The sequence below is a fragment of the Halonotius sp. F2-221B genome, from assembly GCF_046719765.1.
Taxonomy (GTDB): domain Archaea; phylum Halobacteriota; class Halobacteria; order Halobacteriales; family Haloferacaceae; genus Halonotius.
This window is the reverse complement of record NZ_JABEBY010000001.1, coordinates 19,810-33,674: the sequence shown is the minus strand read 5'-3', so window position 1 is coordinate 33,674 and position 13,865 is coordinate 19,810. Positions and strand designations below refer to the sequence as shown.

Below are 13,865 nucleotides of genomic sequence, written 5' to 3'. Positions count from 1 at the left end.
GCGTGTGTGGATCTGGATCGTCCGGCGACCAACATATAAATTCTATACTGCTATACAGAATCTGTGCCGAGTCGCGCCGCCAAGTTTGAAGTAAGCGAAACAAACAGCCCCGGGTGGTTATTTGAGTCGTTCCTGCAAAAACGAGGGATGGGCGGCGGTAACGCCCTCAATAGAGAGGATCTCTTCGCTGATCACGTCGCCAAGGGAGTCACCGTCTTGAGCCCGAACCTCCGCCATCAACATGTGGTCGCCCGAGGAGCTGTACAACGCCTCGATCGACTCCAACCCTTTGAGCGCCCGTGTCGCCTCAACGTAGAGATCACTGGCAACGTCGACACCGACCATGGCGATGCTCTGTGAGGAGAGCTTCTTTGGGTCGACCTCGGCGGAGTAGCCGACGATCACACCCTCCTCTTCGAGCTGTTGGATATACTTTCGCACCGTGGGCTTCGACACCTCGGCCCGCTCGGCGATCTCGGCGTAGGAGGCCTGAGCGTCATCCTCCAACACGGAGAGAATACGATCTTCCGTCGCTGTCGTGCTCATACGTATTGTTTCGTTTCGATGAAAAAATACCTTGCGAACCGAAAAAGCGATTTGGACTGCGTAAACGCCGCCGTGACAGTTTACTTGTGTTTGTCGAGGAATAGGTCGGCGGAACGCTCCCACTCGTAGGAGTCATCGAAGTACCGCTCGGCCAGCGGCTCCTCGGGCATCTCGCCGATCGCCTGTTTCTCTTCGGTGTAGGAGATCCGATCGTTGTCGACGTAGTACCGACCGGTGAGCACCTTCCCCTCGTGGAGGGCGTTCTCGGTTTCGGCCATCATGTCGGCGGCCTCACGCCGATCGGTTTTGTCGAACTCGTAGTCGTCGGAGTCGTTGACATCGATGTAGGGGACGTACTGCTTGGCGTCCTTGTTCCATGTCGGACACTGCGTGAGGAAATCGACGTGGGCGAACCCATCGTGTTCCATCGCTTCGACGAGGATCTCCTTGGCCTGGTTGGGGTTGACCGCGGCGGTGCGGGCAACGTAGGACGCGCCGGCGTTCAGCGCAAGGCTGAGCGGGCGAAGCGGCTCCTTCGCGCTGCCGGAGGGCTGGGTTTTCGATTTGTGACCCTTCGGGCTCGTCGGCGAGGTCTGGCCCTTCGTGAGGCCGAAGATCTCGTTGTTGAACACGATGTAGGTCATATCGTGGTTCTCGCGGGCGGTGTGCATGAAGTGGTTCCCGCCGATCCCGTAGCCGTCACCGTCGCCGCCGGCGGCGATCACTTCGACGCCAGGGTTTGCGAGTTTGGCCGCCCGCGCAACCGGCAGCGAGCGACCGTGGATGGTGTGGAATCCGTAGCTGTCGAAGTAGCTGTTGAGCTTCCCCGAGCAGCCGATTCCGGTACACAGCAGCATCTCCTCGGGGGATTTGCCAAGCTCCTCGGCGGCACCCTTCAGTGCCTTGAGGACACCGAAGTCACCGCAGCCGGGACACCACGTGGCCTGCGGTTCGAGTTCCGGCGTGTAGTCGTCTTGATCAGTTGGCTGTCCGTCACCGATGGCTGAGAATGCACTCATGGTTAATCACCTGCTGCTGGAACGAATTTGGTCTCGGGGGCGGAGAGTTCGCCACCCTCGATGATCGTTGTCTCGAACCCGTCAACGATGTCGAGGGGCTCGAAGGGGTTGCCGTTGTACTTGAGGAGACTCGACAGTTTCTCGCCGTACTTGCCGAGTTCCTTCTGGGTGAGGCCGCGGAACTGCGCGGAGGCGTTCATCTCGACGACGAGCACCTCGTCGACGCTCTCGATGAACTCGCTGACCTCTTCGACCGGGTAGGGGGCCATATCGGAGACGCCGAGGGCCTTCACCGAATACCCCTGGTCGTTGAGCATATCGACGGCCTCCTCGACGGTGCCCTGCTGGCTGCCGAAGGTCATCAGGCCGTAGGTGGCCTCCTCGGGCCCGTAGTGGGTCTGGTGGCTCTCGTCTTGGGCGACCAGATCGGCCGCGATGGCTTCGAGCTTCTCGGTTCGCCGATCCATCTGGGCGACACGGTTCGACGGCGTTTCGGCGATATGCCCCTCAGGGGTGTGTTCGTTGCCTGTCGCAAGGAAGCGACCACCCTTCTGACCGGGGATCGACCGCGGGCTGACGCCGTCTTCGACATCATGCTGGAAGCGGCTGTACTTCCCGCTGTCGTCGTGGGGTGCCTCTTCGAGCTCGGCCTCGGTCAGCGTCGAGCCAAGCGAGGGGTTGGGCTCCTCATCGAAGTGGGAGGCCGGGAGGCTGACGAGCTCGCCGCCGAGCTTCTGATCGTAGAGGACGATCGCCGGGATCTGGTACTCGTAGGCGATCTGGAAGGCCCGCCGCGTCTGCGTGTAGGCCTCTTCGACAGTTCCGGGTGCGAAGACAACGCGCTGGGAGTCACCCTGTGAGGTGTACAGCACGTGTTCGAGATCCGCCTGTTCGGGTTTCGTCGGCATCCCGGTCGATGGACCGGCCCGCATCGCCTCGATGAGGACGACCGGCGTTTCGGTCATCTCGGCAAGGCCAAGCGGTTCGCTCATCAGCGCGAAGCCGCCGCCGGAGGAGCCGGACATCGCCTTCGCGCCGGCGTGGCTCGCCCCGACCGCGAGGGCGGCCGCCGCGATCTCATCTTCGACCTGCTCGGAGATCCCGCCGACCTCCGGGAGGTTTTGGCACATGATGGTGAAGACCTCGGTCCACGGCGTCATCGGGTAGCCCGCGATGAACCGACAGCCCTCATCGAGGGAGCCGTAGGCGATGGCGTCGGAGCCCGACATGAGCACCTGCTCCTCGTCGTGGCTGCCCTCCGGCACCGTCACATCGTTGGCGTCGACATCGTACTCCTCGATGACCATGTCGTGGGCCTTGTTGAGGATCTCGAGGTTTGGTTCGAGGATCTTGTCGGGCATCGCATCCGACATGAGCTCCTCGATCCAGTGGAGGTCGATGCCGGCCAGCGCGCAGGTCACGCCGACGCCGGCGGTGTTGCGCATGACCTCACGGCCGACATCCCGAGCCATGTTCCGGAGATCGATGTCGTAGACGTGCCAGTTGTTTTCCTCGACACGGGCGTCGAAGTCGTCGATCTCGCTCGCATCGAGCAGCCCCGAGTCGTAGACGATGACGCCGCCCTCTCGAAGCTCATCAAGATTCTCCGTGAGCGGTTTGATCTCCTCGTTGCCGTAGTAGGCATCCTCCTGTGGGTTGCGAGCGAACGAATCGCCCAGCGCCAGCAGGAAATTATAGCCGTCGCCACGGGATTTGACCGGTTCCGCTGCGGCACGTACCTCGGTGTAGGTGTGGCCACCACGGATCCGCGAGGGATAGTGTCGGTGTGTGAATACGTCCAAGCCCGAACGCATCAACGCTTTGGCAAAGTTCTGACTCGTTGAGGCGATCCCGTCTCCGGAGCCGCCGGCAATTCGCCAGATGAATTCGTTATCAGTCATAGGTTGCTGTCACGGCCCCACTGGGCCACTAGTATGAAGAGAATGCTAGCCCCGGGTAAAAGAGTTTGCTATGCATTAGCAAGGAAAGATCATTAAGAACCTATAATTGTGGATATTCGTTCATGAGCGAGCTGTTTTCGGCGTATTCCACAATCTCCAACCAGGGTTGTGTTCGGAAGCAAAAACCGGTTGTCCGGCGATCACAATCACGCGCGTCTCGCCGGTCGGCACTCACAGCTGTCCCTCGCTGAACCAATGGGGTGCGAGGAGGCGGTGTGCCGCTCACGCCTGGATGGCTCAACGGCGATCGAAATGTAGTCAACAGTATGATATATTTTCCCGACAACAACGAAAAAGAGGTGTGGTCGCCGTCAACTACTCTATGTTGTCCGGGCTACGTGGATGGTAGTCGGTGTCGTACTCGCCCGGTTGATCATCAAGCCGATCGGGGTTGAGCCGGCCATCCAAAAGCATGAAGTCCAGAATCGTCAGGTTCAGCATCGCCTCGACAACCGGCACGGCCCGCGGCATCAACACCGGGTCGTGGCGGCCGACGACCTGGACATCCTTGCGCTCGCCGGTCTCCCAGTCGGCCGTGGTCTGTTCTTTCGGGATACTCGTCGGCGCGTGCCAGGTCGCCTCGCCGTAGATGGGTTCACCGGTCGTGATCCCACCCTGAAGGCCGCCGTGATCGTTGCCGACGGGAACGGGATCGCCCTCCTCGCTGACGGTTTCGGGGTGGTCGCCGTCATCAAATTCCCAGTCCTCGTTGCGCTCGCTGCCGCGCATCGTTCGGGCGTCACGCCCCTTGCCGAACTGGAAGGCCGTCGTCGCCGGGATCGCAAACATCGCCCGCCCGAGCCGCGACGGGAAGGAGTCAAATCGTGGCGCGCCGAGTCCACGCGGAACGCCGCGACACTCGAAGTACACCGAGCCGCCGATCGAGTCGCCTTCCTGCTGGTATTCGTCGATCGCATCCCGCATCTCCTCGGCCGTCTCGGGGTGGGCACACCGCACCTCGTTGTTCTCGGTGTGTTCGAGCATCTCCTCGAAGCTGACCGGGGGTGCCTCGATGTCGCCGACCTGGTTGACGTGCGCTTTGACCTGTACGTCGTACTCACTCTGCTCAAGTACCTGTTTGGCGACCGCGCCGGCGGCAACCCAGTTGACCGTTTCGCGGGCCGAGGAGCGCCCGCCGCCACCCCAGTTCCGCGTCCCGAATTTTGCGGAGTAGGTGTAGTCGCCGTGTGAGGGTCGCGGTGCGGTAATAAAGGGTTCGTACTTCCCCGAGCGGGCGTCCTTGTTCTCGATGACCATCCCGATCGGTGTGCCGGTTGTGTAGCCGTCCTGCAGCCCGGAGTTGATCGTCACGTCGTCGGGCTCACCGCGGGAGGTCGTGATCATCGACTGGCCGGGCTTGCGGCGGTCGAGCTCCGCCTGCACCGCCTCAGTGTCGAGGTCAACCCCGGCCGGACAGCCGCTGATCGTCACGCCCATCGCCGTCCCGTGGCTCTCGCCGTAGGTCGTCACCTGAAAGAGCCGACCGAACCGATTGCCGTTCATTATCGGCCTCTAGGCCCCGGCGCATTTGAACCTTGCAGTACGTCGGCAGCGTGCTCACTCCAACAGCCGCTCCCGGAGGGTCGAACGGCGGCCGCGGGTGGCGCGCCATGCTGGACGGGCGACGCCACCGATCGCCAGCACGGTTGCGGCGACCCCAACCAGGTTGCCGGCCGGGAGGATCGCCGCTACCCCCACGACAGCCGTCCCAACGATGAGTGCCCCCCAGAGATTCGGTCGGCCGTCCTCGCTGAACCGAGCCAAGAGGATAATGCCGACGACGAGCTGTCCAAGCGCGGTCGCAATGACAAGGCCGATCACGCCGACAACCAGCGGGAGCAACACGAGGATCCCGACCTGGGCGGGCGCGCCAAGCTCGGCGAGCCCCGCAGCAGTAACACCCACGAGGAGATAGCCGGCCACGCAGATGATGACCGTTCCAACACCGAACCCCCCGGTTTCGATCGGCTGCTGTCGAACCGCCTCGCCGACCGCGCGGGTTCGCTCGCCGGCGTTGGAGACCAGCATTGCGCCGACGAACAGCGTTACCGACAGATAACTGATGGCAGCAATGACGCGTACCACAAGATCACCAACAGCAACAAGCTCCGCGGGCTCCGGAAGCCCCGCACCCCCTGCGGTCAGCAGCGTCAGTCCACCGGCCGGATCCATATCGGCTACAGCGCGAGCGATGACAAAAGCGTGCTGGGGCGACTACTCGGAGCGATCGATGGCGGCACCCAGCTCCGACAACACATCGAAAAAGTTGGGGAACGAGACGGCAACGTGGTCGGCACCGGTCACCGTTGTGTCGCCGTCGGCAACAAGGCCGGCAACCGCCAGCGACATGATCACACGGTGATCGTGATACCCTTGGACGGTCGCGCCGGCGAGTTCGGAGTCGTCGCCGTGAATCGTCAGCGTCGCCTGCTCCTCGGTGACTGACGCGCCGAGCGTTTCGAGCTCCGTCGCCATCGCGCTCACGCGATCGGTCTCCTTGTAGCGAACGTGTTCGCAGTTTTCGATAACGGTGTCGCCGTCGGCAACCGCCCCAAGCACGGCGATCGTCGGCAACAAATCCGGCGTGTTGCCAACGTCGACGGTCGTCCCCGACAACGACGACCGCGAGACGGTGATCTCGCCTGCGGCTTTGTCCCACGAGATGTCGGCACCCATCCGATCAAGCACCTCGACGATCGCGCTGTCGCCCTGCGCGCTCGGCCGAGCCCCCTCGACGACGACCGACCGGCCGTCGGCTGCGGCGACTGCCCCCGCAGCCAGCAGGTAGGACATCGAGGAGAAGTCGCCGGGAACGTGGTATTCGCCGCCGGCCGGCGCGTACTCCTGGCCGCCCTCGACGACGAACCCGTCCGCCCCAGCCGAGCGGACACCGTCCTCGCCGTTGGTGCCGACCGGTTCGGCCGTGACGCCGAAGTCGTCGAGCACCTCTAGGGTGATATCGACGTACGGCGCGGATTTGAGATCTGTCGTGAGCTCAAGTTCGATCCCCTCGTCGGTGACCGCCCCGGCCATGAGCAACGCCGAGATATACTGCGAGGAGATGTCGCCCGGGATGGCGACCGTCCCGCCGTCAAGCGAGTCGCCGACGACAAGCGGGGCCTGCCCGTTGTTGCGGGTGCTCTCGGCGCAGGCATCCAAATCTGAGAGGGCGGCCAACAGCGGCCCCTGTGGCCGCGAGCGAAGGGAGTCATCGCCCGTCAACACGGTGAGCCCATCGGCGAGGGCGGCGGTCGCGGTGACCAGCCGCATCGTCGTTCCGCTGTTGCCGCAGTCGATGACATCGTCCGGGACATAGGGCGTCCCGTCAAAGCCCGTGATCCGCAAGGCACCGTCGTCGCCGACCGTTGTGACATCGCCGCCGAAGGCGGTGACTGCCCGTTGGGTCGCCCGCGGATCGGCACTGTCGAGGGCGTCGTAGATGGTCGCCTCATCACTGTAGCCGGCCGCCAGGATCGCCCGGTGGGTGTAGCTCTTCGAAGGTGGGGCACGCGCCGTCCCCGAAACGGTCGACGGCGAGAGGTGAACTTCCATACCGGCCCATACGACCACGGGGGTATCAGCCTACCGGAGCCGCTCTCGAAAGGTGGGCCGTTGCCCGGTGTGGCTCTACTCTCCGTCTTTCGTGGCGCGGCGAGCGGTCGCTGCGTCGACTGGCCGCGCTGTCAGGCCGAGCCGTCGGATGTCTCAGCATCAGGAATCAGTGGCTCGTCGTCTGCATCCGTGTCGTCTGCCTCCGAGTTGTCTTCAGCCTGTGTTTCTGGGTCGCCATCACTCGTGTGGTCAGTGTCCGCCACATCGTCGCCAACGCCGTCGCCGTTGGTTGCGGTGTCGCTGGTGGATGCGGCATCGTCGTCGACGGCGGTGTCCGTTTCGGCTGTCGTGGCATCGTCGGTCACATCGTCAGCTGTCGCACCATCAGCTGTCGTCGCACCAGTTGCTTCGTCACCCTCTGTCGCCTCGCCCGTTGTGTCATCGGCCGTCTCGTCATCGTTATCGGCCGTCTCGTCATCGCTATCGGCGGCGTGAGCGGTCGTCTCGGTGCTGTCATCCGTCTCAGCATCGAACTCGAAGCCGGTCTCGCCGGTCGACGTAGCCGGGGATTCATCATCAAAGGCCGACAGCGCGTCGACGGCCCGCTGTTGAATCGTCGACAGCCGCGGCACGTCGGTCACATTCGAGAGCAACACGGTCGCGGTGATCGTGTCGGCGTCGGGCACCGGCTCGTCGCCGGCAAGCACCTCGACCGTCCCGGTTTCATCCTCAAGGAGATACCGCCCGGTTTCAAACCCTTTCCGGGAGATGGCCGACGGCGGCCCCGAAAGAATCAACAACACGCGATCGGCGGAGGTGATCTCACAGGGAAGCGTCAGCTTCGAGCCGAGCGCGCGACCGACAAGCTGCTTGATTGTCGCCGCATCCGTCGGCCCCGATGGCTCCTCGTCAACGAGCCCGAGAAGCCGCTTCAACCGATAGAGGAACCCCCGGTTTTCCGTATCAAGGTCGACCGTTGCATAGCCGATTGTGGCCAGCCCGCCGACGCCAAGCGTGCGCCGCACGTCGGCCGGATCGATCCGCATCTCCGAGACCGACGCTGGATCGGCCTCACCGGCCGCAAACAGCGACACAAACCGGGTTGCAATATCCTCGTTGATCGTTTCGTACTGGTCGTCAAGTGGGTCGATGTTCCGCCGCCAGGCCTCGTTGTCGACCGGAAGCACCGCATCAGCCAACGGGACAAGCGTTCGGACGGCACGGGCGGCGGTGAGCGCCCGCCGATCGGACTCCGAGGCGGCCGGTAACACACCCAGCACGTAGATCGGGATCTCATAGACCGACTGAAGCTCCTCAAGCAGGACGCTACTGGCACCCGCGCCGGTGCCGCCGCCGAGGCCAGCGATGACGACCGCCGCGTCAACCTCGGTGTCGTCGACGAGATCTAGCGATCGCCGAATCTCCGGGAGTTCGTCGCTGGCGACGGTGGCGCCGAGATTCGGATCACCGTCGACACCGGCGGAGTCCGCATCGGTCGGTGTGTCGGGCTCGGCGGTGGTGTCATCGTCCGGATCGAAGGAAACGAGCTCATGGGTGACCTCGGGGTGTGTGTCACCGATCAACACCTGTCGATCCTCGGGGATCGCCGTGGCCGCCTCGAAGGCCGCCGGGGCCGTGTTGAACGCCAACACATGGCCGTCGGTGAAGTTGCGACCCGTTGTGTCCTCCGCGAGAATCAGCTGATCGAGGAGCCGCGTGCCGGCGTTGCCGACGCCGAACAGCGCGAGCTTCATCGGATGCCCTCCGTCACCCCGGCGTGGCGAGTGTGATTATACGATCGGATCCAGGTCATTGTTGTCGTCGGTGATCAGCGACTCGATCTCCTCCTCGCGGACGGCCTCCTGCTGTTCGATCGTGTTCTGTGCGTCGACAGCTTGATCCTGAATCTCCTTGATCCGAGGGGTTTCTGTCACGTTCGACAACAGCACAGCCGCCGCCAGCGTCTCCGAGTTCGGTCGTGGATCATCGCCGGCGAGCACGTCGACCGTTTCGGTCTCCTGTTCGAGCCAATCGCGGGCGGATTCGACACCCTTGCGAGAGATCTCCGACGAGGGGCCGGCGAAAATGATCAGCGCGCGGTCGGCGCTGGCGACATCACAAGGCACCGTCAGCCGGGAGTTGACCGCCCGCCGGACAAGTCCCTTGATCTTCGCGGCGTCGGTTGACTCCATCTCGGAGACCTCCGCCTCGCTGAACCGTGAGAGCAGGCCGTCATCGGGGGTATCAACGCCGGTCGAGGCGTAGCCGATCGAGGAAACGCCGCCGACCTCCAGCGTGCGCATGATATCACTGGAGTCCATCGCGTTCTCGCCGACCTCGCTTTCGTCGACCTCGCCGGCCGCAAGCAGCGTCACGATTCGGGTCGCCAGCTCCCGGTTCATCTCCTCGTAGCCCTCTTCGATGGTTTGCCCGCGAGACCGCCAGGCGTCGTTGTCGAAGGCGATGAAGTTGTCTACCTTGTTGACAAACGACTGCAGCGACCGCGCCGCGTTGAGCGCGGGCCGGCCACCCTCGTATTTGCCCGGTAGCATCCCGAGGCCGTACACCGGCTCGTCGTACATCTTCTGGAGTTCCTCGATGACGACCGGCGCGGCTCCGCTGCCCGTCCCGCCGCCGAGCCCGGCGGCGACGAGGATCGCATCCACCTCGTGGATCTCCACATCGTCGAAGATGCGGCGGATCTCATCGATCTCTGTCTGAGCGACCTCCGCGCCGACCGCGGCGTCGCCGCCGACGCCGTGGCCTTTGGCCTTCTTGTGTGTCTCGCCGATCAGCAGCCGCCGATCCTCGGGGACGTGTTTCGGCTTGGCCAGATCGGTCCGTGCCGTGTTGATAACGAGTGTGTGCCGGCAGAGATCCCGGCCGGTCGCCTGCTCGAACTCAACCATCCGGTCGATAACCTTGCTGCCCGCGTTGCCAACACCGATCGTTGCGAGTTTCATTGGTGACTCCTCTGGGGCCGACGACGTGGTAGTGAGACCATACGTTGGGAGGACGAATGGACTCTGGGTTTATTAACCTATGTCAGACTCGGCGATATGTACGGGGGAGGCTGTGGAGATCACACACGCCCCTCGTTCGGTTGTGGAGCTCACGGCCGTCACCCGCCGCGCCGAGGGATACCGGCGATCTAAACCTTGAAACCTGCTGGGCCGGTAGGTGGCGTAGAATGGTTTCAGACGAGTTACGGAAGCAAGCTCACGATCTCGATGTGACGGTCTGGGTCGGCAAACACGGGATCGAATCCGTTACGGATGAGCTGGCCGACCAGCTACAGGAGCGACGACTGGTGAAGGTGAAGTTTCTTCGCGCGGCCCGCGGGAGCGACGACACCGACACGCTGGCCGCCGAGTTGGCCGACGCCGTCGGTGCCGACCTGATCGAAACCCGTGGCAACACGGCCGTCTTGCACTGAGCCGGGATCGATCAGCCGACCTCGTCCCAGCGTGAGACGAGGGCGATACCAAAGGTGAACACGATAACCCCGATCGCCGCCTGTCGGATCACGGTGCCGATATCCCCGTTGAGCAGCCCAACCACACCGCGAACGAGGAGCACGCCGGTAACGAGCACCACAATCGAGAGCACGAGGTGACGGGTCTCCATACAAGCGACGAGGAGTTCCGCGGATATAGTCGTGTCTTTTTTGAACAATGATGGTGCGGCTGTCGAACCGAGACTGTGTTTCGTGAAACGATAACCGCCACAAACGGACGTTTTAGGCGATTAAACCAGTATTTTGCTGATAGAATCGGTGGAAAGAGGGACACGCTTAACTAATCGAGTGTTAAAGATGCAATCGTACATCGGAGTTCGACTCCGGGGTCAGACATCATGGATCCAGTCATCGCCAGTCGGGCCCAGTTCGCCCTTACCACGATGGTGCATATCATCTTCCCCGTGATGAGCATGGGGTTAGCCCCATTCCTCATCTACTTCACGTGGAAGGATATCCGAACTGGTAAGCCCGTCTACGAACAGTTGCGTCGTTTTTGGACCAAGATCTTCGCCATCTCCTTTGTCGTCGGGACGGTCACCGGCATCGTCCTCGAATTCGAGTTCGGGACGAACTTCGCGGCCTTCTCGACGGCCGCCGGTGAGCTGTTCGGTGGCCCACTCGCCGTCGAAGGGATGATGGCGTTCATGCTGGAGGCAACGTTCCTCGGTATCTTTGTCTTCGGCCGCGACCGCGTCGGCGACAAACTCTACTTCATCTCCAGTGTCGCCGTCGGCCTCGGAACGTGGCTGTCGGCGGTCTGGATTCTAATCGCCAACTCCTGGATGCAGACACCGCGTGGCTACGAACTCGCTTCTGAGGGTGGCCAAACGGTCGTCCACCTGGTCGATCCGATCGCGGCGTACTTCACGCCCCGGTTCACCTACATGTACGTCCACATGCAGAATGCGGCCATCGAGTCGGTCGCGCTGTTTATGGCCGGCGTCGCCGCCTACTACGTGATGCGCCACCACGTCTGGGGGTTCGAACACGAGAACATCAACTTCTGGGAGACAACGCTGAAGATCGCGCTGATCGCGTTGCTGATCACCGCACCGCTGCAGGCGTTCCACGGCGATATGTACGGCCGCCACGTCGCCGAAACCCAGCCCCAGAAGTTCGCCGCCATGGAGGCCGTCTGGGAGACTGACTCCTACGTCCCCGAATACATCGTCGCCTTCCCGACCAGCCTCGATTCGATCACCGATCCGCGCGCCAAGGAGTTGTTCGGCATCGGGATACCGGGCGGCGCGTCGTGGCTCGCCAGCGGGGGTGATCCGACAGCCGAAATAACCGGCCTCAACGAGTTCGACACCGAGTCGCCACCCGTCGCCATCGTCTTCTGGGCCTTCCGGGCGATGGTCGGGATGGGCTTTTGGTTCATCCTGCTGTCCTTCTGGGGTGGCTACCGGTGGTACAAAGACGAGTTATTCGAGGACGCCCTGCTGCATAAGGCGTTGATGGGGTCGTCCTTACTCGGGATCGTCGCCGTCGAACTCGGCTGGGTCGTCACCGAGGTGGGCCGCCAGCCGTGGGTGATCCAAGGGATCATGAAGACAAGCGAGGGCGTCTCACCCGGCCTCACCGGCGCGGAGGCGACGCTCACCTTCGCCGGCTTTGTCGGCCTCTATGCCGCCTTGCTTGGTCTCTACGCCTACGTGATCGCTCGGATCATCCGCAACGGCCCGCCAGGCGGCGATGATCTGCGGACGAACCGTGAGCCAACGCCGACGCCGGGCTCACCTGCCGCGGGGGTTGCCGACGATGATTAGCGTCGAGGGGCTGTCGGCAGGGCCGCTGTTTGGCCTGCCGCTGCCGGAGGTCTGGTTCGGCCTCATGTTCGCCCTGTTAGCGACGTTTCTGTTCCTCGATGGCTTCGATTTCGGGGCCGGCGCGATCTACGGGCTCGTCGATACCGATCGCCAGCGGGAGGCGGTTCTCGCCGCTGTCGGCCCGTTTTGGGACGGCAACGAGGTCTGGCTCGTCGTCTTCGGTGGCGCGCTGTTTGCGGCGTTTCCGGCGGCCTACGCCGGGCTGTTCAGCCGCCATTACCTGCTGATGTTCGCCATCCTGGGCGCGCTCATCATCCGTGGACTCGCCCCCGAAATGTACGAACAGCGACACGACGATCTCTGGCAACGCGCCTGGAGTGTCGCCTTCGTCGCCGGCAGCGTCCTCGCGCCGTTTTTCCTCGGTGTCTTCGCGGGCAACTGGCTTGTCGGCAATGAGGGCTCGATCTCGCTGATCGGTCTCGTTGTTGGGGTGACGCTAACGCTGCTGACGGTTGTTTCGGGCGCGGCATTCCTCCGGCTGAAGGCTCAACACGACCTGCCGCCAGAAGTGTCGACCTACGGACAGATCGCCGTTGTCGGCTACCTGCTGGCCGTGGTTGCCACGCTTGCCGTGTTGGCAATCCGGCTCCCCGAGGGAATCACGACGCTGTTGGATCCGCTGATCGTCGCCCTGGTCGTTGCCTCCATCGTGTTGGCGGCGGGCTACATCCTCGCACTGCGGCGGAACCAGAACCTCATCGCCCTCGCCATCGCGGGCGTGATGACCTACGGGCTGATCACCGTCGTCGCCCGGATCATGTATCCGGCGATCGATCCGGCGACCGGCGCGACCGTCAGCGATACCATCGTCTCGACGCTCCCGCTGAATCTGATGACGATCGGAGCGGGGCTGTTGTTGCCGCTGGTCGTCGTCTACTTTGTCGTGTTGTACACGGCGTTCAGTGGGCCGATCACCCCGGAGGAGGCCTACTGACGTGGGTGAGGCGAACTCGTCGACACTGCTGGCCTCCCGGATCTTTGTGACCTGGGTCGAACTGGTCATTGTTGGGTTTGGCGGCACCGCACTCGGCGGGGCTGTTTCCGGACCCCCGGAGCTGATCATCTATTTTGCGACGACGCTGGTGACCGTTGCCGTGCTGCTGTATAATGTGGATCAGCTGATCCAGCAGCGACTCAACGCGGAGTAAGGTCGCCGGCGACATTCCTCACGCAAACACATCCTCGGCACGAAGGCCGGCCATGAGATCATCGACCAGCGCTTCAACGCTCTCGTAGGGATACTCCTGATAGTCGGCGTACTCCATCCCGAGTTCCATCGCGCCGATCGTCACATCGCCGGCCTCGAAGGTCGTTGCCGCACCATCCGGTAACACCGGAATCAGCTCGAAGGGATCGGTTACCGGATACTCGGCGGCTCCAAAGACCTCGGTGAGTTGCCGGCGAATCTCCGCCTCAGGGGGTGTCATGGGGACACGGG

The 13,865-nt window shown here is 63.1% G+C and carries 14 protein-coding genes; 4 read left to right on the top strand and 10 right to left on the bottom strand.

Annotated features, from left to right (window positions below; all coding sequences use genetic code 11):
* Positions 1-117: 117 nt before the first annotated feature.
* The 8 genes from lrpA1 to HKK80_RS00145 all read right to left on the bottom strand — a co-directional run bounded on the left by lrpA1 (position 118) and on the right by HKK80_RS00145 (position 10,041).
* Positions 118-546 carry an HTH-type transcriptional regulator LrpA1 gene (gene lrpA1, locus HKK80_RS00180; protein ID WP_411797596.1) on the bottom strand — a complete coding sequence of 143 codons (429 nt, stop codon included), beginning with the start codon at positions 544-546 and terminating at the stop codon, positions 118-120.
* An 80-nt stretch (positions 547-626) separates the two neighbouring features.
* Positions 627-1,565 (bottom strand): thiamine pyrophosphate-dependent enzyme, encoded by a 939-nt coding sequence (locus HKK80_RS00175; RefSeq protein ID WP_411797595.1) that lies wholly within the window; start codon positions 1,563-1,565, stop codon positions 627-629.
* 2 nt (positions 1,566-1,567) lie between these two features.
* Entirely contained in the window at positions 1,568-3,466 is a 1,899-nt protein-coding gene (locus tag HKK80_RS00170) for a 2-oxoacid:acceptor oxidoreductase subunit alpha (protein ID WP_411797594.1), read from the bottom strand.
* A gap of 375 nt (positions 3,467-3,841) precedes the next feature.
* On the bottom strand, positions 3,842-5,029 hold the full coding sequence (gene aroC, locus HKK80_RS00165; protein ID WP_411797593.1) for a chorismate synthase: 1,188 nt from the start codon (positions 5,027-5,029) through the stop codon (positions 3,842-3,844).
* 54 nt (positions 5,030-5,083) lie between these two features.
* Positions 5,084-5,698: a hypothetical protein gene (locus HKK80_RS00160; protein ID WP_411797592.1), complete on the bottom strand. Its 615-nt coding sequence runs from the start codon at positions 5,696-5,698 to the stop codon at positions 5,084-5,086.
* Positions 5,699-5,740: 42 nt separating this feature from the next.
* Entirely contained in the window at positions 5,741-7,078 is a 1,338-nt protein-coding gene (gene aroA / locus HKK80_RS00155; protein ID WP_411797591.1) for a 3-phosphoshikimate 1-carboxyvinyltransferase, read from the bottom strand.
* Positions 7,079-7,209: 131 nt separating this feature from the next.
* Complete coding sequence (locus HKK80_RS00150; protein WP_411797590.1) at positions 7,210-8,832, bottom strand: cell division protein FtsZ; 1,623 nt, start codon at positions 8,830-8,832, stop codon at positions 7,210-7,212.
* A gap of 36 nt (positions 8,833-8,868) precedes the next feature.
* A complete protein-coding gene (locus HKK80_RS00145; RefSeq protein WP_411797589.1) occupies positions 8,869-10,041 on the bottom strand; it encodes a tubulin/FtsZ family protein in 1,173 nt (390 codons plus the stop codon).
* A 227-nt stretch (positions 10,042-10,268) separates the two neighbouring features.
* Between HKK80_RS00145 and HKK80_RS00140 the strand changes: the two genes are divergently transcribed.
* Entirely contained in the window at positions 10,269-10,514 is a 246-nt protein-coding gene (locus HKK80_RS00140; protein ID WP_411797588.1) for a YhbY family RNA-binding protein, read from the top strand.
* 11 nt (positions 10,515-10,525) lie between these two features.
* Here HKK80_RS00140 and HKK80_RS00135 read toward each other — a convergent pair whose 3' ends face one another.
* Positions 10,526-10,705, bottom strand: a complete 180-nt coding sequence (locus HKK80_RS00135; RefSeq protein ID WP_411797587.1) for a hypothetical protein — start codon at positions 10,703-10,705, stop codon at positions 10,526-10,528.
* Positions 10,706-10,930: 225 nt separating this feature from the next.
* On the opposite strand from HKK80_RS00135, the gene HKK80_RS00130 reads away from it, so the two are divergent.
* Genes HKK80_RS00130 through HKK80_RS00120 form a run of 3 tightly spaced genes read left to right on the top strand, consistent with a single transcriptional unit; the run spans position 10,931 to position 13,575 of the window.
* Positions 10,931-12,367: a cytochrome ubiquinol oxidase subunit I gene (locus HKK80_RS00130; RefSeq protein ID WP_411797781.1), complete on the top strand. Its 1,437-nt coding sequence runs from the start codon at positions 10,931-10,933 to the stop codon at positions 12,365-12,367.
* A complete protein-coding gene (locus tag HKK80_RS00125) occupies positions 12,360-13,361 on the top strand; it encodes a cytochrome d ubiquinol oxidase subunit II (protein ID WP_411797586.1) in 1,002 nt (333 codons plus the stop codon). The genes HKK80_RS00130 and HKK80_RS00125 overlap by 8 nt, the downstream gene beginning before the upstream one ends.
* 1 nt (position 13,362) lies before the next feature.
* Positions 13,363-13,575, top strand: coding sequence for a hypothetical protein (locus tag HKK80_RS00120; RefSeq protein ID WP_411797585.1), 213 nt, complete (start codon positions 13,363-13,365; stop codon positions 13,573-13,575).
* An 18-nt stretch (positions 13,576-13,593) separates the two neighbouring features.
* Here the strand turns inward: HKK80_RS00120 and HKK80_RS00115 are convergent, their stop codons facing one another.
* Positions 13,594-13,854: an MTH865 family protein gene (locus tag HKK80_RS00115; RefSeq protein ID WP_411797584.1), complete on the bottom strand. Its 261-nt coding sequence runs from the start codon at positions 13,852-13,854 to the stop codon at positions 13,594-13,596.
* Between the last annotated feature and the right edge of the window lie 11 nt (positions 13,855-13,865).